Origin of the sequence: Aeromonas sp. R7-5, from assembly GCF_040908015.1 — a bacterium.
GTDB lineage: Bacteria > Pseudomonadota > Gammaproteobacteria > Enterobacterales > Aeromonadaceae > Aeromonas > Aeromonas caviae.
This window is the reverse complement of the sequence record NZ_JBFOCZ010000013.1, coordinates 20577-44760: the sequence shown is the minus strand read 5'-3', so window position 1 is coordinate 44760 and position 24184 is coordinate 20577. Positions and strand designations below refer to the sequence as shown.

Genomic DNA, 24184 nt, shown 5'->3' with positions numbered 1-24184 from the left:
GCGGGCCTCGCTTCTTGGGGATCCCGTGTATCTCACTCTCATCCGTCGCCAGCAGCGCTGGCAGCGCCGCTGGCTGCTCCTGCTGTCGCTGCTGACCCTGGCCCTGTTCCTGCTCTCCCTCGCCCTCGGGGAGTTCGTGCTGCTGCCCTGGCAGCCGCTGGGGGATCTGGAGCTGCGCATCCTGCTGGAACTGCGCCTGCCGCGCGCCCTGCTGGCCCTGCTGGCGGGGGCCTCCCTTGCCTGCGGCGGTGCCGTGCTCCAGGTGATGCTGCACAACCCGGTGGCGGAACCCGGCCTGCTCGGCGTCTCGAGCGGCGCTGGGCTGGCCGCCATGGTGGCGATGGCGGTGGCCAAGGGGCTCGGGCTCTATCTGCCGGGCTGGGGGCTGTCGCTGGCGGCTTTTGGCGGTGCCTTGGTGGTGACCATGCTGCTCATCCGTCTCGCACGCCGGGCACGGCTCGGCCATGGGCGGCTGCTGCTGTTCGGGGTCGCCATCGGCATCCTTGCCAATGCGGCCATGACCTGGCTGATGTATTTCGCCGACGACGGCGCCTTGCGGGAATTCATGTTCTGGATGATGGGCAGCCTCGCCTACGGCAGCCAGCAGCTCGCCTGGTGGTGGCTGGTGCTGCCCCTCACCCTCGGCTGGCTCTGCTGGCAGGGGCGGGCACTGCAACAACTGCTGCTGGGAGAGACTCAGGCCCGCCTCATGGGGTTGAACGTGGACAGCATGCGGGTACGCCTGGTGCTGGCGGTCTGCCTGCTCACCGGGGTGGCGGTCTCCCTGTGCGGCGTCATCGGCTTCGTCGGCCTGGTGGTGCCTCACCTGCTGCGCCTGTGCGGTGGCAGTGATCAGCGCTTCCTGCTGCCCGCCTCGGCGCTGGGGGGCGGCGCCCTGCTGCTCGGGGCCGATCTGGTGGCCCGCTCGGCGCTGCACGCCGGTGAACTGCCCATCGGGGTCATCACCGCCTCGGTGGGCGCCCCGCTCTTTATCTATCTGCTGCTGAGGCAAGATGCCGATGTGTCCCGCTGATCCCGCCCCCTGGCGGCTGGAGGCCCGCGCCCTGGCCATCCCCCATCGCCTCGCCCCCCTGGATCTCGTCTGGTCCGGCGGTCAGCTGGTGGCCCTGCTCGGCCCCAACGGCAGCGGCAAGTCCTCTCTGCTCGGGGCCCTGGCGGGCCTGCTGCCCGCCGATGGCGCCGTCTTGCTGGGGGGAGAGGCCATCACGACCCTGAGCTGGCCCGAGCTTGCAACGCGGCGCGCCATGCTGCCCCAGCGCCAGCCCCAGCTGTTCCACATCCCGGTGTTCCAGGTGCTGAGCCTGGGGCTGGAGGAGGGGGGCCCCGATGCCCAGGCGCAGGCGGTGGCGAATGTGTGCGACGCCCTGGAACTGGCGCCTCTGCTGGCACGGGACTTCAGCCGATTGTCCGGGGGGGAGCAGCAGCGGGTGCTGATCGCCCGCACCCTGCTGCAACTGTGGCCAAGCCTCAATCCGACCGGGCGGGTGCTGCTGCTGGACGAACCCCTGGCGGGGCTGGATCTGCATCACCAGATGGCGCTGCTGCGGCTGCTCAAGCAACTGGCCGCGCAGGGATTGCTGGTGGTGGTGGCCATCCACGACATCAATCTGGCCATCGACTGGGCGGATCGCGTGCTCTGCCTGCAACAGGGCCGCGTGGTGGGGGAAGGGGACGTCGGGATCATCGACGAGGCGCTGCTGGAGCGGGTGTTCCAGATCCGCACCGATCGTATCGAGGCGGCCGGCCGCACCTGGTTTATGCCGAGCCTGTGAGGCGGTCTTCCCCTTCATCCCCCGCCCTTCTCCCATTCTTTTGAAACAAGTGGGAGAGGGAGCCGCTCCGTCTACCACGGATACAGCATTGAAAACCTGCAGAGGCTGAGTGAAGCCAAGGGGGCGAGTGAATCACTGTGGAAATGAAAAGAGCCATGCATCCGTGATGCCTGGCTCTTTGAATTGGTAGAGAGAGCGTTGAGCGGTTGTTCAGGCTTTCTGCTTGTCCAGCCGCACCTGAGCGGCTTCTGCCAGCATGGCCAGCAGGGTTTCGGTGTCACTCCACGACAGACAGGCATCGGTGATGCTCTGGCCGAAGGTGGCGGCACAGCCGTTCTCCACGTCCTGACGCCCTTCCACCAGGAAGCTCTCGGCCATGATGCCGGCGATGCCGGTGCGGCCACGGCGCAGCTGATCGCAGATGTCCTGGGCCACCAGCAGTTGGCGGCGGTGATCCTTCATGCTGTTGCCGTGGCTGAAGTCCACCACCAGGCGCTCCGGCAGGCCCACCTGGGCCAGCGCCTCGCACGCCTCGTCGATGCTGGCGGTGTCGTAGTTGGGACGGTGGCCGCCGCGCAGGATCACGTGGCCGTAGGGGTTGCCGGCGGTGCGGTAGATGGTCATCTTGCCGTCCTTGTCCGGGGAGTAGAAGATGTGGCTGTGACGGGCGGCGCGCACCGCATCGATGGCGATGCGGGTGTTGCCGTCGGTGCCGTTCTTGAACCCCACCGGGCAGGAGAGGGCGGAGGCCATCTCCCGGTGAACCTGGGACTCGGTGGTGCGCGCCCCGATGGCACCCCAGGTGATGAGATCGCTGATGTACTGGCCGGTCACCATGTCGAGGAACTCGGTGGCGGTGGGCATGCCGGTCTCGTTGATGTCCACCAGCAGCTTGCGGGCCAGTTTCAGCCCTTCATTGACGTCGAAACTGCCGTCCAGGCGCGGATCATTGATGAGCCCCTTCCAGCCGACGATGGTGCGCGGCTTTTCGAAGTAGGTGCGCATCACGATGCACAGGCTCTCTTTGTACTCTTCACGCAGGGTGTTCAGACGCAGAGCGTATTCGTGGGCGGCGGCGGGATCGTGGATGGAGCAGGGGCCGACGATGACCAGCAGGCGCTGATCCTCACCGGACAGAATGGCTTCCACTTGGCGGCGGGCATCCAGCAGGTTCTGGGCGATGGTGTCGGTTAACGGGAAGGCGTGCGCCAGCTCGCTGGGGGTGATCAGGGCCTCCAGGCGACGGGTGCGCAATTCATCGGTGTGAATGGACATACGACTCAATTCTCGAGTGGATAAGGTGGGCGGGATGCCAAAATGCAAGGGAATAAAATAAAGCAAAAGTCACCCGATGGAAACCTTGGGCGGCTCTGATAGGATGTGAACCCAAAAGCCATTTCAAATGAGGTAGTTATCGTGGCAAAGCCAGGCGCGACCGGGATCACCCGCATCATCAACGCAACCGGTTACAGCATGAAAGGTCTCAAATCGGCCTGGATCAACGAGGCCGCCTTCCGTCAGGAGCTGCTGCTCATCCTGCTGCTGATGCCGCTGGCATTCTGGATAGGTGACTCCCTCAACGAGATCCTGCTGCTCGTCTGCATTAGCTGGTTGGTGGTGATCGTCGAGGTACTCAACTCCGCCGTGGAGGCGGTGGTGGATCGCATCGGCTCCGAGCATCACGAACTCTCGGGCCGCGCCAAGGATCTGGGCTCCGCCGCCGTCTTCATCGCCCTGGCCCTCAATGCCCTGGTGTGGGGCGCCCTGGTGGGCCGCAACCTGCTGGGCTGGTGGTAGGTTGCGAGAGCAACCTTTCTCCTGACATAAAAAAGCCCGTCATCACGACGGGCTTTTTACTGCGCAGATAAGGGCTTATCAGTGCAGGATCCGGGCACGGATGGTCCCATTGATCTCTTTGAGACGGGCCAGGGCCTTCTCGCTGTGCTCGGTTTCGACGTCGATGACCACGTAACCGATCTCGCTGCTGGTCTGCAGGTATTGACCGGCGATGTTGATCCCCTCGTCGGCGAAGATCTGGTTGATCTGGTTCATCACGCCGGGCTGGTTGCGGTGAATGTGCAGCAGGCGGCTGGAGCCCTTGTGGCCGGGCAGGGAGACTTCCGGGAAGTTGACCGCGGAGAGGGTGGAGCCGTTGTCGGAGTATTTGACCAGCTTGTTGGCCACTTCCAGACCGATGTTTTCCTGGGCTTCCTGGGTGGAGCCGCCGATGTGGGGGGTCAGGATCACGTTGTCCAGGCCGCGCAGCGGGGTGAGGAACTCCTCGTCGTTGGACTTGGGCTCCACCGGGAAGACGTCGATGGCGGCGCCGGAGAGGTGGCCGCTCTTGATGACGTCGGCCAGGGCGTCGATGTCCACCACGGTGCCGCGGGAGGCGTTGATGAAGATGGCGCCCGGTTTCATCATGCGCAGTTGCTCTGCACCGATGAGATCCTTGGTGGAGGCGGTTTCCGGTACGTGCAGGCTGATGACGTCAGACATGTTGAGCAGCTCCACCAGGTTCGGCACCTGGATGGCGTTGCCAAGGGAGAGCTTGTTCTCGATGTCGTAGTAGTAGACCTTCATGCCGATCATCTCGGCGATGATGCCAAGCTGGGTACCGATGTGGCCGTAGCCGATGATGCCGAGCTTCTTGCCGCGGGCTTCGACGCTGCGGTTGGCCAGCTTCTCCCAGACGCCGCGATGGCACTTGGCGTTCTTCTCGGGAATGCCGCGCAGCAGCAGCAGGATCTCCCCCAGTACCAGTTCGGCCACGGAGCGGGTGTTGGAGAAGGGGGCGTTGAAGACGGGGATGCCGCGCACGTGGGCGGCGTCGAGGGAGACCTGGTTGGTGCCGATGCAGAAGCAGCCGATGGCCACCAGCTTGGTGGCGGCATCCAGCACCTTCTCGGTGATCTGGGTGCGTGAACGCAGGCCCACGAAATGCACGTCACGAATGCGCTCGATCAACTCCTCTTCCGACAGGGACGTCTTCAGATATTCCACATTGGTGTAGCCGGCTGCCCGAAAGGTCTCCACCGTGTTGGGATGGACTCCCTCCAGCAGCAGTACCTTGATCTTATCCTTGTCCAGCGAAAACTTGGCTGTCATGACGTTCCCTCTATTGTTTTGAAAAATGCGTTCAGGCTTGCAGTGTGAAGAAAACCGTAAAGTAGCAAAAACGTTTGGGAGAGGGAATATTTGTGACGAAAGTCAAATTCTTTGAAGTTATCAACGATTGTTGCAGATGTGCTGCTACAAGCCATTGAGGGATAACCAGAAACGGCGCCATGAGGCGCCGTTGTCCATTTGGGGCAGTCAGATTGACTGACCCGGGCGGGGCTTGCCCGGAGGAGAGGTCCGGGGAGCGGGCCTTAGTTGGTGATCACACCCTCGGGGGTGCCGATCAGCACAACGTCGGCGCCACGGTGGGCGAACAGGCCGTTGGTGACCACGCCCACGATGCTGTTGAGGCGGGTTTCCAGAGCCTTGGCATCGGTGATGGCCATGCCCTTGACGTCCAGGATGATGTTGCCGTTGTCGGTCACCACCCCTTCACGCCACACCGGGTTGCCGCCAAGGGCGCGGATCTCGCGGGCCACGTATTCGCGGGCCATGGGGATCACTTCCACCGGCAGGGGGAAGGTGCCCAGCACGTCGACGGTCTTGGTATTGTCGATGATGCAGATGAACTGGTCGGCCACGGCGGCGACGATCTTCTCGCGGGTCAGGGCGGCGCCGCCCCCCTTGATCATGTCGCGGCTGGCGTTGATCTCGTCGGCACCATCCACGTAGACGGAGAGGGCATCGATGTCGTTGAGGTCAAACACCGGGATGCCGAGACCCTTGAGGCGCTCGGTGGAGGCGATGGAGCTTGACACCGCGCCCTTGATCTGGTCTTTCATGGTCGCCAGTGCGTCGATGAAGTGATTGACGGTAGAGCCGGTGCCCACCCCGACGATGGTGCCGGGTACCACGTATTTGAGCGCAGCCCAACCGGCCGCCTTCTTCATTTCATCTTGAGTCATGATGGATCCTTATGGAAAAAGCGGGCGCATTATATCCAAGCATCCCCCCCAGAGCGACCATGGTGCTCACGTTCCGGCGCAAAAATCCCCAAGATGTAAATCGTTTGCCTGTTTATTGAACCGAAGGGGGCGCCCCCGCCTGATCAGGCAAAGTGCCAGCTGCGGCTGGGGGTGATGATCTGGGGGAGCGGCACGTCCCACTGCTCCCGGGGGACGACATCCACCTGCTGGCAATCGTGGGCGAGCCCCAGGGGTCTTGGGCCGAGCTGGTGCTCGTGCCAGCAGGCGAGGGTGCGATCGTAGTAGCCGCCCCCCATGCCGAGGCGGTTGCCAGCCTCATCGAAGGCCACCAGCGGGGTGCAGATGATGTCCAGCATGCTGTGAGGCAGCACCTGCTGCACGTCGAGCTCGGGCTCGGCGATGCCGTAGCGGTTGCGGGTCATGGGGGTGGTGGCGGTGTAGCGCAAGAAGAGCAGGTGACCCGGGGTGAAGGGGTGCAGCACCGGCAGGTAGACCTCCTTTTGCCGGGCCCACAGCCAGTGGATGGCGGGCAGGGGATCGAGCTCCCCGTCGTTGGCCAGATAGAGGGCGATGCGCCTGGCCGCGAGGATGCCGGGGTGTTCCTGGAAGCGCTCGACCAGCTGTTGGGCCGCCGCCTGCTGCTCGGCCTGGCTCAGGCTTTTTCTGCGCTGGCGAATGAGCTGGCGCAGGTTCTGGCGTTCGGGTTGGGTATCCGGCATGGGGACTCCTGGGCAAAGGTGGGCTGGCGCTACCTTAGCAAGGGGCCGACGGGATGAAAAGCCGATGGCGGGGCCGCCAGCCGGGCGGCCCCTGAGGTCGGGCATCAGGAGCGTTGGGGGGCGGGAGCCACTGCGCCCATCTGGTGCTTGAGGAAAACGGCCACGATGGCGGCCAGGGCCAGCGCCATGGGGTAGAAGCTCATGCTCACGACCAGGATCGGCGAGAGGGCGAAGATGGAACCCAGCAGCAGCGCCTGGGCGCCCCAGGGGATGAGCCCCTGTACCACGCAGGAGAAGATGTCCAGCATGGAGGCGGCGCGGCGCGGGGTGACCCCGTGATGGTCCGCCAGATCCCTGGCCACCTTGCTCGCGACTATGATGGCCACGGTGTTGTTGGCGGTGCACAGGTTGGTGAGGCTCACCACGCCGGCGATGCCGAGCTCGGCCGCCTTTTCGTTCTGCTCGCCATCGTGGTGGCGGGTGAAGCGGGCAATCAGGGCGGCGATGCGCTCACTTATCCATGCAAGCCCCCCCTGGCGTTCCATCAGGGCACCCAGACCGCCGATGAGCATGGAGAGCAGGAAGATCTCCTGCATGCTGGTAAAGCCCTGATAGATGTCCTTGCTGAACTGGCCGAGGGAGTAGCTGCCAAGCAGCCCCACGCCACCGGCCGCCAGGATGCCGAGCCCCAGTACCATGAAGACGTTCATGCCAGAGAGGGCCAGCACCAGGATCAGCAGATAGGGGGCGACCTTGAGCAAGTCCGCCCCGGCGGTGGGGGCCGGCGCTTCACCGGTGGAGCCCAGCACCAGATACAGCAGGATCACCAGCACGGCGGCGGGGGCGGCAATCTTGATGTTCTCGCGAAACTTGTCCTTCATCTCGCAGCCCTGGCTGCGGGTGGCGGCGATGGTGGTGTCGGAGATGATGGAGAGGTTGTCCCCGAACATGGCGCCGGAGAGGATGGTCCCCGCCATCAGCATCGGATCGATGCCGGCGGCCTGGGCGACGCCCAGCGCCACCGGTGCCACGGCGCCGATGGTGCCCATGGAGGTACCCATGGCGGTGGCAATGAAGGCAGAGATGAGGAAGAGCCCCGGCAGCAGGCACCAGCCCGGAATGAGGGAGAGGCCGAGGGCGACCGTGGCATCCACCCCGCCGGTGGCCTTGGCCACGGTGGCGAAGGCGCCCGCCAGCAAATAGATGAGGCACATGGCCATGATGTTGCTCTCGCCCACCCCCTTGAAGAAGGTCTCGAGGTTCTTGTTGAACCCCTCGCGTCCCATCAGCAGGGCCAGCATGACGGCAGGCAGGGCGGCAACGGGGGCGGGGAGCTGGTAGAAGGCGAACTCGACCCCTTGCAGGGTCAGCCAGGTACCGGTACCGATGAAGAGGGCAAGAAAGACCAGAAGGGGCAGCAGGGCTCTGGCACGGGGTTGGGTCTGGATCATGTGTTCCTCGAAACTTGAACAATGACCTCCTGTCGTTGCCTGTGGCGCCTCCAGGGCGGGCACAGGGCGGGCATCCTGCCACCATGGGGGGCCAACAGTAGTGAGTCGGTCCGCCCGGGTCAAGATAGCCGTCCAGATGGATAGGGCTTTTTGCTTCGTGATTCTGACTTGTCTGGTTATTCCGTTATTTATTCTGTTTTTAATGAATTTATCGTTTAAATGTCGGGGTGGTTTGGCGGGCCAGATCGGGCTTTTCAAAGGGGACGCGGGCTGGTAAAACGGTCTCTTTCCATAATAAAGAGATGAGAGGGTGGAGATGGACAATCCGATCCGTGTGGCCGTGATGGGCTGTAATGGTCGTATGGGCAAGGTGCTGCTGGAGGCTATCGCCAACGCCGAGGGCGTGGTGGTGGGAGCGGCGCTGGAACGACCGGGCTCTGCCGTGATCGGTCTGGATGCGGGTGAACTCAACGGCCTGGGGCGCCTTGGCGTCATCATCAGCGACAGTCTGGAGAAGGTGAAGGACGAGTTCGATCTCATCATCGACTTCACCCGCCCCGAGGTGACCCTGGCGAACCTCGCCTTTGCACTGGCGCATGGCAAGCAGATGGTGATCGGCACCACCGGCTTTGACGAGGCGGGCAAGGCGGCCCTGCACGAGGCGGGCAAGCAGATCGGCATCGTCTTCGCCTCCAACTACTCGGTCGGGGTCAACCTGGTGTTCAAGCTGCTGGAGCAGGCGGCCAGGGTGATGGGGGAGTACACCGACATCGAGATCATCGAGGGGCACCACAGACACAAGGTGGATGCTCCGTCCGGCACCGCGCTCTCCATGGGAGAAGTGGTGGCGAAAACCCTGGGCCGGGATCTCAAAGAGTGCGCCGTCTATGGCCGTGAGGGGATCACCGGTGAGCGGGATCGCAACACCATCGGCTTTGCCACCATCCGCGCCGGGGATCTGGTGGGGGAGCACACCGTCATGTTCGCCGACATCGGTGAGCGGGTCGAGATCAGCCACAAGGCTTCCAGCCGTCTGACCTTCGCCAACGGCGCAGTGCGGGCGGGCAAGTGGCTTGGCCAGCAAGGGGCCGGTCTCTATGACATGCAGGATGTGCTCGGTCTGAAATAAACCGTCTTCAGGAGGAGTGCAGACTCCCGTACTGGTTGCCAAACCCCGGTCCGCCGGGGTTTTTTGTCACTTTTTTGTAGAAATAAGCCTTAATCATCACTTTTTGAGTGAACCTCGCTAAATCCTGCCATTCTTACAAGCCCGCCACCCTCTTGCGACAAAAATGTCATCAAGGGGTAACGGCTTTGGGTCTCAATATTCCCCTGTGGGGGGCATTTTGCCCTGATGTGAAATAGACTAAAAATGCAATCAAAGAAAAACGTTTTCTATTATTGGTGTTCACTTTTCTGGCTTCAAATGGTGTTTTTGCTGTTGTGTTGTTTATTTTTTAATTTTCTATCTTGCTGTTTATTAAGTGGTAAATCTGGTTTTTTGTACGTTGCACGGCATCGGGTGCCGCTTTGTGGTCTGTGTTTGGCTTTTCTTTTTGAAGAGGGGGTTGCAAAGCAATCGAGTGCATAGATAATGGGTAATGTTGCTTGTTTATTGAATTTAGATGCATTTCAAACGAGAAAAGACGTTGAAATGAGATCGTTTTTAAGTAGAATGCGCCCAATTTGCCAGAAATCTGCCGGGTTCGAGTCCTGTCAAAGACCGGAACCGAGCCCGCAACACCCAGGTAAATTGCTGAATTTAAAGCTAAATAACTGGAGGTTGTCTTGAATCACACTGCATTGCTAGTGCTGGAAGATGGAACTGTGTTCAAAGGCGTGTCGATAGGCGCCGAGGGATGTTCCGTTGGTGAAGTGGTTTTCAACACGTCGATGACGGGTTATCAGGAAATCCTCACAGATCCCTCCTATTCCCGTCAGATCGTTACCCTCACTTACCCCCATATAGGCAACACCGGCACCAACAGCGAAGATGAAGAGTCCAGTCAGGTCCATGCTCAGGGCCTCATCATCCGGGACCTTCCGATACTGGCCTCCAACTTCCGCAATCAGCAATCCCTCTCCGATTACCTCAAGTCTCACAACATCGTTGGCATCGCCGACATCGACACCCGCAAGCTGACCCGCATCCTGCGTGAAAAAGGCGCCCAGGCCGGTTGCATCCTGGCCGGCAAGCAGCTCGATGAAGCCCATGCCCTCGAACAGGCCCGCGCCTTCCCCGGTTTGAAGGGGATGGACCTGGCCAAGGAAGTGACCGTGAGCGAATCCTACAGCTGGACTGAAGGCAGCTGGCAGCTCGGCAAGGGTCACGTCACCCCGGCGGCCGATGAGCTGAAATACCACGTGGTGGCCTATGACTTCGGCGTGAAGCGCAACATCCTGCGCATGCTGGTGGACCGTGGCTGCCGCCTGACCGTGGTGCCGGCCAAGACCCCGGCCGCCGAGGTACTGGCGATGAACCCGGATGGCATCTTCCTCTCCAACGGCCCCGGCGACCCCGAGCCGTGCGACTACGCCATCGAAGCTATCAAGGCTTTCCTTGATACCAGCACCCCGGTGTTCGGTATCTGCCTGGGCCACCAGTTGCTGGGCCTGGCCTCCGGCGCCAAGACCATCAAGATGAAGTTCGGCCACCACGGTGCCAACCACCCGGTGAAGAGTCTGGACGACAACACCGTGATGATCACCGCCCAGAACCACGGCTTTGCGGTGGACGAGCAGACCCTGCCCGAGTGCCTGCGTGCCACCCACGTCTCCCTGTTCGATGGGTCGCTCCAGGGCATCCATCGCACCGACCGTCCGGCCTTCAGCTTCCAGGGTCACCCCGAAGCGAGCCCGGGCCCGCACGATTGTGCCGGTCTGTTCGACCACTTTATTGAATTGATCAAGCAGTATCGCGCCTAAGAGGATAAAGAGAGCCATGCCAAAACGTAACGACCTACAGAGCATCCTGATCCTCGGCGCCGGCCCCATCGTCATCGGTCAGGCCTGCGAATTCGACTACTCCGGCGCCCAGGCGTGCAAGGCCCTGAAAGAAGAGGGCTACCGCGTCATCCTGGTGAACTCCAACCCGGCCACCATCATGACCGACCCGGAGATGGCCGACGCCACCTACATCGAGCCCATCACCTGGGAAGTGGTGCGCGAGATCATCAAGAAAGAGCGCCCGGACGCCATCCTGCCCACCATGGGTGGTCAGACTGCGCTGAACTGCGCCCTGGCGCTGGAGCAGCATGGCGTGCTCAAGGAGTTCGGTGTCGAGATGATCGGCGCCACCGCCGACGCCATCGACAAGGCCGAGGACCGCTCCCGCTTTGACAAGGCCATGCGCAGCATCGGTCTCGAGTGCCCCCGTGCCGGCATCGCCCACAACATGGAAGAGGCCTGGGGTGTGCAGCAGATGGTAGGGTTCCCCTGCATCATCCGTCCCTCCTTTACCATGGGTGGCTCGGGCGGCGGCATCGCCTACAACACCGAAGAGTTCGTGGAGATCTGCGAGCGCGGTCTGGATCTCTCCCCGACCAAGGAGCTGCTCATCGACGAGTCGCTCATCGGCTGGAAAGAGTACGAGATGGAAGTGGTGCGGGATCGCAACGACAACTGCATCATCGTCTGCGCCATCGAAAACTTCGACCCCATGGGCATCCACACCGGTGACTCCATCACGGTCGCGCCAGCCCAGACGCTGACCGACAAGGAGTACCAGATCATGCGCAACGCCTCCATGGCGGTGCTGCGCGAGATCGGTGTCGAGACCGGCGGCTCCAACGTCCAGTTCGGCATCAACCCCAAAGACGGCCGGATGGTCATCATCGAGATGAACCCGCGGGTGTCGCGCTCCTCTGCGCTGGCCTCCAAGGCGACCGGCTTCCCCATCGCCAAGATCGCCGCCAAGCTCGCCATCGGTTACACCCTGGACGAGCTGATGAACGACATCACCGGTGGTCGTACCCCGGCCTCCTTCGAGCCGGCCATCGACTACGTGGTCACCAAGGTGCCGCGCTTCAACTTCGAGAAGTTCGCCGGCGCCAACGACCGTCTGACCACCCAGATGAAGTCCGTGGGTGAAGTGATGGCCATCGGCCGCAACTTCCAGGAGTCCCTGCACAAGGCCCTGCGTGGTCTCGAGACCGGCAAGACCGGCTTCGATCCCATGGTTGACCTGAACGCCCCCGACTCCCTGACCCGCATCCGTCACGAGCTGCAGGATGCCGGTGCCGAGCGCATCTTCTACATCGCCGACGCCTTCCGCGCCGGCCTCTCCATGGACGGCGTGTTCAAGCTGACCAAGATTGATCCCTGGTTCCTGGTGCAGATTGAAGAGCTGGTGAAACTGGAAGAGCAGGTGAAAGAGCGCGGCATGGCCGGTCTTGACGCCGACTTCCTGCGCGCCCTCAAGCGCAAGGGCTTTGCCGACGCGCGTCTGGCCAAGATCCTCGGCGTGGCCGAAGGTGAAGTGCGTAAATTGCGTGCCCGCCACAACATCTTCCCGGTCTACAAGCGGGTCGATACCTGCGCGGCCGAGTTCGCCACCAACACCGCCTACATGTACTCCAGCTACGACGAGGAGTGCGAGGCCAACCCCACCAACCGCGACAAGATCATGGTCATCGGTGGCGGCCCGAACCGTATCGGTCAGGGCATCGAGTTCGACTACTGCTGCGTACACGCGGCCCTGGCCCTGCGCGAAGACGGTTACGAGACCATCATGGTCAACTGCAACCCGGAAACCGTCTCCACCGACTACGACACTTCCGACCGTCTCTACTTCGAGCCAGTCACCCTGGAAGACGTGCTGGAAATCGTGCGGGTCGAGCAGCCCAAGGGCGTCATCGTCCAGTACGGCGGCCAGACTCCGCTGAAACTGGCGCGAGCATTGGAAGCCAACGGTGTGCCGGTCATCGGGACCAGCCCGGATGCCATCGACCGCGCGGAAGATCGCGAGCGCTTCCAGTCCGCCGTCGAGCGCCTGGGGCTCAAGCAGCCGGAAAACGGCACCGTCACCGCCCTGGAGCAGGCCGTGCAACTGGCCACGCGCATCACCTACCCGCTGGTGGTTCGCCCCTCCTACGTGCTGGGTGGCCGCGCCATGGAAATCGTCTATGACGAGCAGGACCTGCGCCGCTACTTCGCCGAGGCAGTGAGCGTCTCCAACGAGTCGCCGGTACTGCTGGACCGCTTCCTGGACGACGCCACCGAGGTGGACGTGGACGCCATCTGCGACGGCGTTGACGTGGTCATCGGCGGCATCATGGAGCACATCGAACAGGCCGGTATCCACTCCGGTGACTCCGCCTGCTCCCTGCCGCCCTACACCCTGTCCAAGGCCATTCAGGACGAGATGCGCGAGCAGGTGCGCAAGCTGGCGCTGGAACTCGGCGTGGTCGGTCTGATGAACGTGCAGTTCGCGGTGAAAGACAACGAGATCTACCTCATCGAGGTGAACCCCCGTGCCGCCCGTACCGTGCCCTTCGTCTCCAAGGCCACCGGCGCTCCGCTTGCCAAGATTGCCGCCCGCGTCATGGCCGGTCAGAGCCTGAAAGAACAGGGCTTCACCACCGAGATCATCCCGCCCTACTACTCGGTGAAGGAAGTGGTACTGCCGTTCGCCAAGTTCCCGGGTGTGGACCCGCTGCTGGGGCCGGAAATGCGCTCCACCGGTGAAGTCATGGGGGTGGGCAGCAGCTTCGCCGAGGCCTATGCCAAGGCGCAGCTGGGTGCCGGTCACCAGGTACCGAGCGAAGGTCGCGCCCTCTTGTCCGTTCGCCACGGCGACAAGGAGCGGGTGGTCAACCTGGCCGCCAAGCTGCTGGAGCTGGGTTATGACCTCGACGCCACCCACGGCACCGCCGTGACTCTGGGCGAGGCGAGCATCAACCCGCGTCTGGTCAACAAGGTGCACGAGGGGCGTCCGCACATTCTGGATCGCATCAAGAATGGCGAGTACACCTACATCGTCAACACCGCCGAGGGTCGTCAGGCCATCGAGGACTCCAAGCAGCTGCGCCGTGGCGCCCTGCAGCACAAGGTGGCTTACACCACCACGCTGCACGCGGCCTTCGCCACCTGCATGGCCATCAGTGTCGATGCCACCGCCAATGTGAACTCGGTGCAGGAGCTGCACGAGAAGGTGAACAACCGCTAAGAGCACCGGCAACACGCTGCCCGCTCGATGCACGCAAACCCCGCCAGCGATGGCGGGGTTTTTTATTGCCTGCGCCCTGCCACTCCCGGGGAAACGCCTTCAAGGAAGATGGGTGAGATGGCGAATAATCCATCAGGGGTGGTGAGACTCACCCCATTATTGGACATTCACTGCACCAACATTGCTCAATTGGCATGATGGGGTGCAATCTTCGCAATCTCTCGCCCCCACGACCTCCCTATACTGGATGCTCATACAAACAAGGTCGTCTGCGCCGACACACCAAAAGGTGGCGTGCGAGAGGATCAGCGCCCGCAGCCCGATCCGGCTGCCGTGGCCGGCCCCGGTGACCGACGGGGGCCGCAGGAAAACCGGTCGCGGGGTTACCGCCGCGCGACTCGTCAGGGACGGTGTTACCGCACCAACCCGCTTCCCCTCCTTGCCCCACCCGCCTGTCGGCCCGGTCGTCCGGCGCCTCGCCCATCCGTCAAGGGAATCTGAATATGAGCTTCGATCATCGCAAATACCGCCGTGCCCCCGTGATCAACCTGGCGGATCGCCAGTGGCCCAACCGGGTACTGGAGCGGGCACCGCTCTGGTGCGCCGTGGACCTGCGCGATGGCAACCAGGCGCTGGTCGAGCCCATGACGGTGGCCCAGAAGCTGCAAATGTGGGCGCTGATGACCCACATCGGTTTCAAGCACATCGAGGTGGGCTTCCCGGCGGCCTCCCAGCCAGACTTCGATTTTGTGCGCGAACTCATCGAGCGCAACCTCATCCCCGATGACGTCACCATCCAGGTGCTGGTGCAGGCGCGCGAAGATCTGATCGCCCGCACCTTCGAGGCCCTCAAGGGGGCGAAGCGGGCCATCGTTCACGTCTACAACTCGGTCAACCCGACCCAGCGCAACTATGTGTTCAACTCAGGCAAGGACGGGGTCAAGGCCATCGCCGTGCAGGGGGCGCGCTGGGTGCGGGAGTATGCGGCCCGCAATCCGGGCACCGAGTGGAGTTTCCAGTATTCTCCGGAGAGCTTCAGCAGCACCGAGGTGGAGTTCGCCGTCGAGGTGTGTGACGCCGTCATCGACGAGTGGCGCGCCGCTGCCCGCCCCATGATCCTGAACCTCCCCGCCACGGTGGAGGTGAGCACCCCCAACGTGTTTGCGGATCAGGTGGAGTGGTTCTGCCGACACCTCAAGGCGCGACCCGAGGTGAGCATCTCCATCCACACCCACAACGACAGAGGCTGCGGGGTGGCCGCCGCCGAGCTGGCGGTGCTGGCGGGGGCGGATCGCATCGAGGGCACCCTGCTCGGCAACGGGGAGCGCACCGGCAACATGGACATCGTCACCATGGCCATGAACCTCTACAGCCAGGGGATTGACCCCGAGCTGGACCTGTCTGACATGGATGCCATCGTCGCCACCGTGGGGGCCTGCACCCAGATTGCCCTGCACCCTCGCCACCCCTATGCCGGCGAGCTGGTCTACACGGCGTTTTCCGGCAGCCACCAGGACGCCATCCGCAAGTCTCTCGCGGCAGAAAAACCGGATCACTACTGGGACGTGGCTTACCTGCCCATCGATCCTGCCGATCTCGGTCGCAGCTACGAGGCGGTGATCCGCATCAACAGCCAGTCCGGCAAGGGAGGGGTGACCTATCTGCTGGAGCGTGACCTCGGTCTGCAACTGCCGCGCTGGCTGCAAATCGACTTCAGCCGCCGGGTGCAGGCCGAGGCTGAGGCGAGCAGCAGCGAAATCAGCCCGGAGCAGATCCGCACCCTGTTCGAGCAGCACTATCTTGAGCCGGCCCACGGCTATCGCATCGGGCGCTTCCAGCTCGGTCATGACAGTCAGGAGACCCTGCGCCTGGAGTTGCAGACCCCCCACGGCACCCTGCAATTGTGTGGTGAAGGGGAGGGTGCCATCACGGCCCTGGTCAACGGCTGGCAGCGTCAGACCGGCATGCACATCGATGTGCTGGATTACTCCGAGCATGCGCTCACCGCCGGCACCGAATCCCGCGCCGCCGCCTATGTGCTGCTGAGCGTCGAGGGCACCCGGATGTGTGGCGTCGCCGTCGGTCGCGACGTGGTCAACGCCTCCCTGCAGGCGGTGATCAACGGCGCCGCCCAGCATCAGGCCCTGCGCCAGAGCGCCTGAGGCGGCACTGCCCGCCTGCCGTGAGGACGAGCAGGGAAGGGCCGCCCACCCCGATGTCACGGCAGATCGCGCCGTCCCTGTTGCAACAATCCCCTGACCCATATGGTGAGGGGATTGTTTTTTATGGAAAAATCGGCCCACAATATCAGTGATTTGCCACCAGGAATGCCGTCGGGGTTCGCTGGCGATGGCAGCCAACGGCTGCCATTCGGGATAGAAGACATGCGCGCTTGGAGCCCAAAACATGATGAAGACTCCCCTCAGGTTATCCGTTCACCCCGCCCGGTTCTTCTCGCTTCCTCCCTGCCGTCGTCTCGCGCTGGTGAGCCTGCCCTGTCTGCTGCTGCTGACGGGGATCCTGGCCGGGGCCAGTTTTGATCCCCTGGCGGAGCACAACCTCTATACCGTCGGGGCTCTGGCCGAAGCGCTCAACGTGTTGACCCTGCTGTTCATGTTCTGGGTGGTGCAGTGTGCCCAGATCACCTTGAAAACCTATCTCTCCCTCACCGGCGGGCTGACCCTCTGGCTCGTTTCCGGCGTCATCGATCTGATGGATGAGGCCTATTTCCAGCCCTGGTGGCTCTCCACGGTGGAAGACAGCCTGCGCACGATCGGCATGCTGGCCTCGGCCTGGGGAGTGCTGCTGATGGTGCAGCAGATGTATGGCACCCAGATGCGGCTCTCCTCTCTCGCCATGTCAGACGAGCTGACCGGGCTCTCCAATCGCCGCGCGTTTCGCGCCGTGCTGGAGGCGCACGGAGAGGAGGGGACGCCGCTCCTGCTGCTGGATCTCGATCACTTCAAGCTGATCAACGATCGCTATGGCCACGCCATCGGCGACAATGTGCTGCGTGAATTCAGCACCCTGCTGCGCCAGCTCTGCCCATTGGATGGGGTGGTGGCACGCCTTGGGGGAGAGGAGTTTGCCATCTGGCTGCCCGGCATGACGGGCGACAAGGCCCGTGCGCTGGCGGAGCAGATAAGGTGCGCGACCGAAGAGCTGGTCTCAGGTGACGGGGTAAGATTCACCGTGAGCCTTGCCCTGGGTATCAGCCAGAGCGGGGAGGGAGTGGATGCCCTGCTCCAGCGCACCGATCTCGCCCTCTATCAGGCCAAGCATCTGGGACGCAACCGGGTGGAGCTGGCGTGATGACGCCAGGGGATGCCGCAGCCAGCGTGCCAGCAGGTTCATCCGCCTTCATCTTGTCAGACTTGTTCCCTACAATGTCCGCCTCCATGCATTCGAGCCCTCTCATTCGCGATGAGGGGCAGGTCCCGCTCTTCAGGAAGCCTTCATGATCCCCTCTCACTCCTTGTTTGATGCCCATTGGCGCTGGCTGTCACTGCTTACCCTTGCCCTGCTGTCGGGTTGTGCCAGCGAGCCTCCCGCCCCGACCAGCACGGCGACGCCGGCGGGGCGCCCCACGCCTAAGGCGATGCAGCCGCAAAAACCGGCCGACATGAAGAGCCGCATCGTGCGTTTCCTGCCGCGCAACGTGGTGGACAAGCCAGGCTGGGCCAATGACGTGGTGACGGCGCTCACCACCCAGGGACTGACGGTGAGCGATCACAACGTCTGCAGCGTGCTGGCGGTGGCGGAGCAGGAGGCGACCTATCAGGCGGACCCCGTGGTGCCCAACCTCAACAAGATTGCCTGGAAGGAGATCAATGCCCGGGCCGGCAAGCTGCTCATCCCCGACTTCATGGTGCGCACGGCCCTCTCCATCCAATCCCCCACCGGCAAGAGCTATGCCGAGCGCATCGACAAGCTTCGCACCGAACGGGAGATGAGCGAGATCTTCGAAGACATGATAGGCAGCGTCCCCATGGGCAAGCAGCTCTTTGGCAACCTCAACCCGGTGCGCACCGGCGGCCCCATGCAGGTGAGCGTCGCCTTTGCCGAAGCCAACGCCCGTGGCTACCCCTATCCCGTGAAGGAGTCCATTCGCCATGAGGTGTTCACTCGTCGCGGCGGCATCTGGTTTGGCACCAAACACATCTTCGGCTATCCCGCCGACTACCCGGATACCCTCTATCGCTTCGCCGACTTCAATGCGGGCTGGTACGCGAGCCGCAATGCGGCCTTCCAGGCGGCGGTAAGCCGGGTGAGTGGCAAGCCCCTGGCCCTGGACGGGGATCTCATCCGCTACGACTCGGATTTGCCCGGCAAGACCGAGCTCGCAGTGCACAGCATTGCCAGCCGCGTCAACATGAGCAAGCAGGCCATTCACCAGAGCCTGAAGCTCGGGGACACCAGCGACTTTGCCAAAAGCGATCTCTACCACAGGGTCTTCGCCCTGGCCGACAAACAGGCCGGGACACGGCAACCCCGCGCCATCTTGCCTGGCATCCAGCTAAAGAGCCCCAAGATCACCCGCAACCTCACCACCGCCTGGTTTGCCAAGCGGGTGGATGACAGGGAGCAGGCCTGCGTACGGAAGATGGCGACGATCCGCTGATTTGCAGAAGTAACAAAGGCGGCCAATTGGCCGCCTTTGTTTTATGCCTCCGTCGTTCAGCCTTCCCATCTACTTCATCAGCGCTCTGGTCCCCCTGCATGTAGGGAATTCACGGCATCCCCAGAACGGTTTTCCCTTGTTGTCACCTCGACCGGCAGTGCGCAGCACCATGGGGTTGCCACACCTGGGGCACATGGGGCTCTGGAGGTTCGCCGGATAAATGGCCGTTGGCGGTGCAGGGTGGTGAGCACTCGGCACGCTGGCTGGCACAGGCTTGGTGGGGGCTTCCCCGTGGCGGGCCTTGAGCTGTGCCACATGCTGTCTGTGAGTCTGCCAGTTGGCGGCAAGTCGCCCTTGTTGAATGGTGTCGACAACGTGAGCGACCTCGCTCTCGGCCAATACCGGCGTGGTTCTACCCTTGACGTAGCGAATGAGCCCACGGTTCATAACGTTCTGCGGCATAGGGGTCTTGAAGGTGCAGTCGCCGATAAAGAAGATGATGGAGTGAAGCTGGTTGTCTGAGAGCCCCAGCAGGGATTTGAGGGTCATCATGTGCAGGTGGTTCTGATGCAGCGGGTTCTGGAAGCTGTGCTTGCGGCGATAGATCTGCTGGGTCCAGCGTTTCTGGGTCGGGTTGCCGAATATCCAGCCCTTCATGTTCTTGGTCTCAATCACGAATAGCCCGAAGCGGGAGACGATCACGTGATCGATCTGGGTGCTGCCCTGGGGGGTGGGCAGGGTCACGTCCTTGAGCAGGCGATATTCCCGCTTGTCGAGAAATAGCCGAATACAGAGATTGATAAACCACTCCCCGACCATCCCTTTGAACCAGGCCGTTTTGAGCAGGGTGGCAATCAACAGCAGTGGCAGGAGAAACCAGAGCTGAGTCAGCAGCGGCGCTATGGCAGCAGTGATATCCATGTGATTTAGCCTTCACAGATCCCGGTCAGGGATGGGTCTCGATGGGGATGATGCTGCGACACTTGGGGTATTCGGGGCAGCCCCAGAAGCTGTTACCCTTGGTATCTCCCCGTTTGCTGGTCCTCAGTACCATGGTTGTGCCGCATTTTGGACAAACCGGTGCTGTACCTGCATGGGCGGCCACGTTGTCCTGCGGGTCACTGTCGCTTGCGACGCGCTCCAACGTGATGCGCACCTCCTCGCTCACCCGAATAATGCGCTGGGCTTCATCGTAGGCATCACGGTACAGCTCACTGTCATCCGCCCGCCGGATCAACACCCCCATCTCGTTGTTGTTCACCTGGCTGAATTCGTAGAGGTTCAGGCTGGTGACAATGCACATCTCCTCATTGAGGTAGCACTTGGCATGGAGATTTTTGCAAAAGCTGGTGCGGATATAGGTGAGCTCCTTGAGCCAGCTGATCTCTTCCGGTTGGAGTTCGCTCTTGCCATAGACGATCCGCACATCGATCTTGAGCCGGTTCTTGTCGGTCAGCAGCTCCTTGATCCTGTCATTGAGTTTGAGAAAGGGGCTGATCAGGATTAACCGCTCCTTGGCGTCCTTTATCAGCTCTTCGAGGAAATAGTTGGTTGCGCTGGTATTCAGAAATTTGGCCATAACAAGCTCCCTGTCCCTGGAAATGTCATGTGTTCTCTGCTCAACAGTAGGCAGTCAGCCTGACCACAATCCCCGGCGTGGTTCTGCTTTACGTCTTCACCCACCGTCCGTATCCCCATGCTAGGAGATACAGGTGGGACCTCATAGCGGTAATGGAGTCAAATGTGCGTTCAGTCAGAGATTTGATGATGGGGACGGTTCATGTCGCCTTGCTGCGCTAGAAACTCATCGCCAGTCCGATGGAGTAGCCGCTGGTACTGTTGCTGAACATATAGCGGGCCACCAGCCGGGTGCGGGTGATGAAGATGTCGTACTTGCTGCTGTCGAGTTCGAGGCCAAGTCCCAGAGAGTTGAGGCTGTTGAAACCGAGCAGCCCCCGTTGCTGCCCCAGGTATTCGGTTCTGGCCCCTTCCAGCACGTAGCGAAGGGGCCTGTCCAGCAGGGTCCAGTCCCAGAGGGGGGCGCGACGGCGCAGGTAAAGCCCGAGGTTTTCCGCATCGGCCTGACCGCTGACGCTCTCGGCGGTGCCGGTGAAGCTTTGCAGATGCTGGTAGGAGTAGCGCAGCTCGGCATCGATGTCCTGGGCGGCGGAGAAGAGCTCATAGTCCAGCATCAATGAGCCGCCGAGGCCGTAGACATTGAGGGTGCCGCCGTCGAGGAAGTCCAGATTCTTGCCGCTCCGGTGCTCGAGCAGGGAGGCCCCGATGCGAAGGTCGCTGGCCACCGTGCCCAGGGTGACATTGGCGATGGGCCGCAGCACCAGATTGCCACCAAAGCGATCCCGGTGGACGCCGACATCCCAGCCGATGCCGCCGGTGGCGCTCAGGCTGTTCCATTTGGTGGGAATGGTGCGGGTCTCGTTGCCATCGGTGAACACGAACTGGGGATCGTAGCGGCTGTAGCCCAGGGTGCCCTCCAGATAGAGGGGAACATCCTTGCTCAGGGTGGCGCCACCCCCGAGCTGGGTGATGGTGAGGGCGGAGGTGTCGTTGGTGCCGCTGCCGATATTCAGATTGCTGGCGGTGATATCCGGCACCACGGCGTAGCTCATCAGGGAGACGACGGCGTTGGCGCGCTGTTGAACCAGGCTCTCGTCGCTGGCACGGGCCTTTGTCACAAGACCGGCAGAGACGCCGGCAATAACCGCCAGCAAGGAAAGTGTGTGAGAAGAGAGCTGTCTTGCCATACCTGGCTCCATGAGTACCCCGTCCATCGGGGCATGTTCACACTGTAACGGGTTTCATCTGGCTTGGCAGCTTGGCAAGGGCAGGCCCGTCCTGTTTTGGGGCGTGCGCATTGGCCTGATGGGCCAAGCTGCCCTTGCTTTGGCGGGGGCAGGGGGGGGGCGAGAAGGGTGAGCCGCTGGGCAGAAATCACAGACATTAATTTATTGTTCAGTTCCCCGGGTGTATAAGAGGCCTCCCATACGAACATTGGGGTGGTAGCAGGGATGGATTACCAGACGGGGCCTTCGGGTCATCATGACGAATGCGCATTACGTTGATGGGAGTCACACCAGATGCAGGACATGCTGCTTGCCATATGGCATCAGGATTTTGATCAGCTTATACAAATGCAGGCAATCGGTCTGCTCGTCACCTGTCTGGTGGTGATCCTCTTCCTTGAATCGAGCTTCGTCTTTCTGCCCCTGCCCGGTGACAGCCTGGTGCTGCTGGCGGGCGGTCTGGTGGGCATGGGGGTGCTGGGGCCCGAGGTGACCTTGCTCTATCTGCCGCTCGCGGCCGGGATAGGGAGCGTGCTCGCCTACTGGCAGGGGCAGGCACTGCATGGCACCCGTTTCATGGGCCATGTGGAGCGAATGATCCCGGAAGGGAGCCTGCCCAGGGCCTCCCGACTGCTGGATCGTTACGGTTTCTGGGCCATGTTCGTGTCCCGTTTCATCCCCTTCGTGAGAGTGTTGACCCCCATGTTGATGGGAGTCTCCCGCCTGCACCTGCTGCGGGTGGCCGTGGCGAGTTTTGCCAGCGCCTTCCTCTGGTCCCTGGTATTGAGCATGGTGGGCAAGATGGTGATGGCGACCCCGGTCTTTGCCCATCATCAGGAGCTGCTGACCAAGTGCCTGCTCGTCACCTCTTTCGGGTTGTTCGTCATCGCGGTGGCGGCCATCGGCATGCGGCTGCTCAAGCGTCCGAGCAAGCGGGTGCGCTGATCTCACTGCCCGGGCTGCGCCTGCTGCCGCGTCTGGCGGGCGCAGCCCCCGGAAAAATACAGGCCATTTGAGGCGGCATTCCTGTCGCCTATCTGTTACACTTCGCGCCCGCCATTTTCCGGCTCATCTTCTGATCTGATGTCAGACCCAGCCGTCCTTGGCTCCACGCCTCGCCGATGCCAGGCCACACGCCGGCCCAGGCCACCCACGCCAACTACAGCTCCGCTGGAACACAGGAACCCAACATGAGATTTGAATCGTTCGATTTTGCCCCCGAGATTTTGCGCGCCATCTCAGATTGCGGTTATCAGGAGATGACCCCTGTGCAGAGCCAGGCCATCCCGGCCATTCGCCGTGGCCGCGATGTGCTGGCCAGTGCCCAGACCGGTACCGGCAAGACAGCCGCCTTTGCGTTGCCCATCCTGCAACGCCTGGTAGACAACCCGGCGCCGGTGCAGCCTTCCAATGCCCGCGTGCTGATCCTGACCCCGACCCGCGAGCTGGCGGCCCAGGTGGCGAGCAATATCAACGATTTCGCCAAGTATCTTGATATCACTACCCTCACCATCGTGGGTGGCGGCAAACAGGATGTGCAGGCCAAGAAGCTCAAAGCGGGCGCACACATCATAGTGGCCACCCCTGGCCGTCTGCTCGAGCACCTCACCGCCTGCAACCTGAGCCTCTCCGGGGTCGAGACTCTGGTGCTGGACGAGGCGGATCGCATCCTCGACATGGGCTTTAGCGCCGATGTGCAGCAGATCCTGCAGGCGGTCAACAAGACTCGCCAGAACCTGCTGTTCTCCGCCACCTTCTCCGAGGCGGTGAAAAAGCTGGCCAACCTCATGCTGGACAAACCCCAGGTGGTGGCCGTCGACAAGCAGAACTCCACTGCCGACACCGTGAGCCACACCGTTTATCCGGTGGAACAGAAGCGCAAACGCGAGCTGCTCTCCGAGCTTATCGGCAAGCAGAACTGGCAGCAGGTGCTGGTGTTTGCCAGCACCCGCGAGAGCTGCGATGAACTGGTGGAGGAGCTCAACCTCGACGGCATCAAGTCTGCCGTGGTGCACGGTGACAAGGCCCAGGGGAGCCGTCGCCGTGCCTTGCGTGAATTCACCGAAGGCAAGCTGCGGGTGCTGGTAGCCACCGAGGTGGCCGCCCGCGGCCTGGACATTCCGAGCCTGGAATACGTGGTCAACTATGATCTGCCGTTCCTCGCGGAAGATTACGTGCACCGTATCGGCCGAACCGGTCGCGCTGGCAAGAGCGGCATGGCCATCTCCTTCGTCAGTCGCGAGGAGGAGCGCACCCTGCTGGAGATCGAAGCCCTCATCGGCCAGAAGATCCGCCGCATCATGGTGCCGGGTTACGAGGTGAGCAGCCGTGACGACCTCATCAAGCAGTTGCAGGAGCGCCGCCGCTTCGGCAAGCGCCCGCAGCGTGAAGACAATGCCGCCGCCCAGGCCATGGCCGAGGCGAAACTGCAAGGTCAGCGCCTCAAGCGTCTGGCGGCGGCCAAGAAGCCCCGTCAGCCGAAATAAGGCAACGTCGCACCCTCCCGGTCGGGGAGGGGCGTTTACTCTCCAAAGGCGCCACTGGCGCCTTTGTGCTGTCGATGACGCGGCCCCTGGCCGCCCCG

19 protein-coding genes are annotated in these 24184 nt (G+C 62.4%); 11 read left to right on the top strand and 8 right to left on the bottom strand.

What is annotated here, in order from left to right:
- The first annotated feature begins 25 nt into the window (after window positions 1–25).
- Together btuC and AB5Y53_RS04920 are read left to right on the top strand one after the other, a co-directional pair.
- Entirely contained in the window at window positions 26–1033 is a 1008-nt protein-coding gene (btuC, locus tag AB5Y53_RS04925; protein WP_368181254.1) for a vitamin B12 ABC transporter permease BtuC, read from the top strand.
- Entirely contained in the window at window positions 1020–1793 is a 774-nt protein-coding gene (locus AB5Y53_RS04920; protein WP_201969425.1) for an ATP-binding cassette domain-containing protein, read from the top strand. Before btuC ends, AB5Y53_RS04920 begins: the two co-directional genes overlap by 14 nt.
- A 210-nt stretch (window positions 1794–2003) precedes the next feature.
- Here the strand turns inward: AB5Y53_RS04920 and AB5Y53_RS04915 are convergent, their stop codons facing one another.
- Window positions 2004–3068, bottom strand: coding sequence for a 3-deoxy-7-phosphoheptulonate synthase (locus tag AB5Y53_RS04915; protein ID WP_010675196.1), 1065 nt, complete (start codon window positions 3066–3068; stop codon window positions 2004–2006).
- Window positions 3069–3209: 141 nt separating this feature from the next.
- Here AB5Y53_RS04915 and AB5Y53_RS04910 point away from each other — a divergent pair, with 141 nt between their 5' ends.
- Window positions 3210–3590, top strand: a complete 381-nt coding sequence (locus AB5Y53_RS04910) for a diacylglycerol kinase (RefSeq protein WP_039040385.1) — start codon at window positions 3210–3212, stop codon at window positions 3588–3590.
- Window positions 3591–3668: 78 nt separating this feature from the next.
- Here the strand turns inward: AB5Y53_RS04910 and serA are convergent, their stop codons facing one another.
- The 4 genes from serA to AB5Y53_RS04890 form a co-directional block, all read right to left on the bottom strand.
- Window positions 3669–4901 carry a phosphoglycerate dehydrogenase gene (gene serA / locus AB5Y53_RS04905; protein ID WP_039040384.1) on the bottom strand — a complete coding sequence of 411 codons (1233 nt, stop codon included), beginning with the start codon at window positions 4899–4901 and terminating at the stop codon, window positions 3669–3671.
- A gap of 263 nt (window positions 4902–5164) precedes the next feature.
- Entirely contained in the window at window positions 5165–5818 is a 654-nt protein-coding gene (gene rpiA, locus AB5Y53_RS04900) for a ribose-5-phosphate isomerase RpiA (RefSeq protein ID WP_039040383.1), read from the bottom strand.
- Between the two features lie 143 nt (window positions 5819–5961).
- On the bottom strand, window positions 5962–6558 hold the full coding sequence (locus AB5Y53_RS04895; protein ID WP_368181253.1) for a 5-formyltetrahydrofolate cyclo-ligase: 597 nt from the start codon (window positions 6556–6558) through the stop codon (window positions 5962–5964).
- 104 nt (window positions 6559–6662) lie between these two features.
- Window positions 6663–8009 (bottom strand): Na+/H+ antiporter NhaC family protein, encoded by a 1347-nt coding sequence (locus tag AB5Y53_RS04890; RefSeq protein ID WP_201969293.1) that lies wholly within the window; start codon window positions 8007–8009, stop codon window positions 6663–6665.
- A 316-nt stretch (window positions 8010–8325) separates the two neighbouring features.
- Here AB5Y53_RS04890 and dapB point away from each other — a divergent pair, with 316 nt between their 5' ends.
- From dapB to AB5Y53_RS04860, 6 genes are all read left to right on the top strand, one after another.
- Entirely contained in the window at window positions 8326–9138 is an 813-nt protein-coding gene (dapB, locus tag AB5Y53_RS04885; RefSeq protein ID WP_010675190.1) for a 4-hydroxy-tetrahydrodipicolinate reductase, read from the top strand.
- 659 nt (window positions 9139–9797) lie between these two features.
- On the top strand, window positions 9798–10934 hold the full coding sequence (gene carA, locus AB5Y53_RS04880; RefSeq protein ID WP_010675189.1) for a glutamine-hydrolyzing carbamoyl-phosphate synthase small subunit: 1137 nt from the start codon (window positions 9798–9800) through the stop codon (window positions 10932–10934).
- Window positions 10935–10950: 16 nt separating this feature from the next.
- Window positions 10951–14175: a carbamoyl-phosphate synthase large subunit gene (carB, locus tag AB5Y53_RS04875; protein ID WP_010675188.1), complete on the top strand. Its 3225-nt coding sequence runs from the start codon at window positions 10951–10953 to the stop codon at window positions 14173–14175.
- 503 nt (window positions 14176–14678) lie between these two features.
- On the top strand, window positions 14679–16337 hold the full coding sequence (gene leuA / locus AB5Y53_RS04870) for a 2-isopropylmalate synthase (protein WP_368181251.1): 1659 nt from the start codon (window positions 14679–14681) through the stop codon (window positions 16335–16337).
- A 244-nt stretch (window positions 16338–16581) separates the two neighbouring features.
- Window positions 16582–17487: a GGDEF domain-containing protein gene (locus tag AB5Y53_RS04865; protein ID WP_050485241.1), complete on the top strand. Its 906-nt coding sequence runs from the start codon at window positions 16582–16584 to the stop codon at window positions 17485–17487.
- 145 nt (window positions 17488–17632) lie between these two features.
- Window positions 17633–18796, top strand: a complete 1164-nt coding sequence (locus AB5Y53_RS04860; RefSeq protein ID WP_368181250.1) for a DUF1615 domain-containing protein — start codon at window positions 17633–17635, stop codon at window positions 18794–18796.
- 69 nt (window positions 18797–18865) lie between these two features.
- Here AB5Y53_RS04860 and AB5Y53_RS04855 read toward each other — a convergent pair whose 3' ends face one another.
- The 3 genes from AB5Y53_RS04855 to AB5Y53_RS04845 all read right to left on the bottom strand — a co-directional run bounded on the left by AB5Y53_RS04855 (window position 18866) and on the right by AB5Y53_RS04845 (window position 21561).
- Entirely contained in the window at window positions 18866–19717 is an 852-nt protein-coding gene (locus tag AB5Y53_RS04855; protein ID WP_368181249.1) for an NERD domain-containing protein, read from the bottom strand.
- Between the two features lie 25 nt (window positions 19718–19742).
- Window positions 19743–20375 (bottom strand): topoisomerase DNA-binding C4 zinc finger domain-containing protein, encoded by a 633-nt coding sequence (locus AB5Y53_RS04850; RefSeq protein WP_052816477.1) that lies wholly within the window; start codon window positions 20373–20375, stop codon window positions 19743–19745.
- Window positions 20376–20592: 217 nt separating this feature from the next.
- Window positions 20593–21561, bottom strand: a complete 969-nt coding sequence (locus AB5Y53_RS04845) for a hypothetical protein (protein WP_368181247.1) — start codon at window positions 21559–21561, stop codon at window positions 20593–20595.
- Between the two features lie 333 nt (window positions 21562–21894).
- Between AB5Y53_RS04845 and AB5Y53_RS04840 the strand changes: the two genes are divergently transcribed.
- Together AB5Y53_RS04840 and AB5Y53_RS04835 are read left to right on the top strand one after the other, a co-directional pair.
- Window positions 21895–22545, top strand: a complete 651-nt coding sequence (locus tag AB5Y53_RS04840) for a DedA family protein (RefSeq protein WP_010675180.1) — start codon at window positions 21895–21897, stop codon at window positions 22543–22545.
- Window positions 22546–22790: 245 nt separating this feature from the next.
- Window positions 22791–24086 carry a DEAD/DEAH box helicase gene (locus AB5Y53_RS04835; RefSeq protein ID WP_010675179.1) on the top strand — a complete coding sequence of 432 codons (1296 nt, stop codon included), beginning with the start codon at window positions 22791–22793 and terminating at the stop codon, window positions 24084–24086.
- The last annotated feature ends 98 nt before the right edge of the window (window positions 24087–24184 follow it).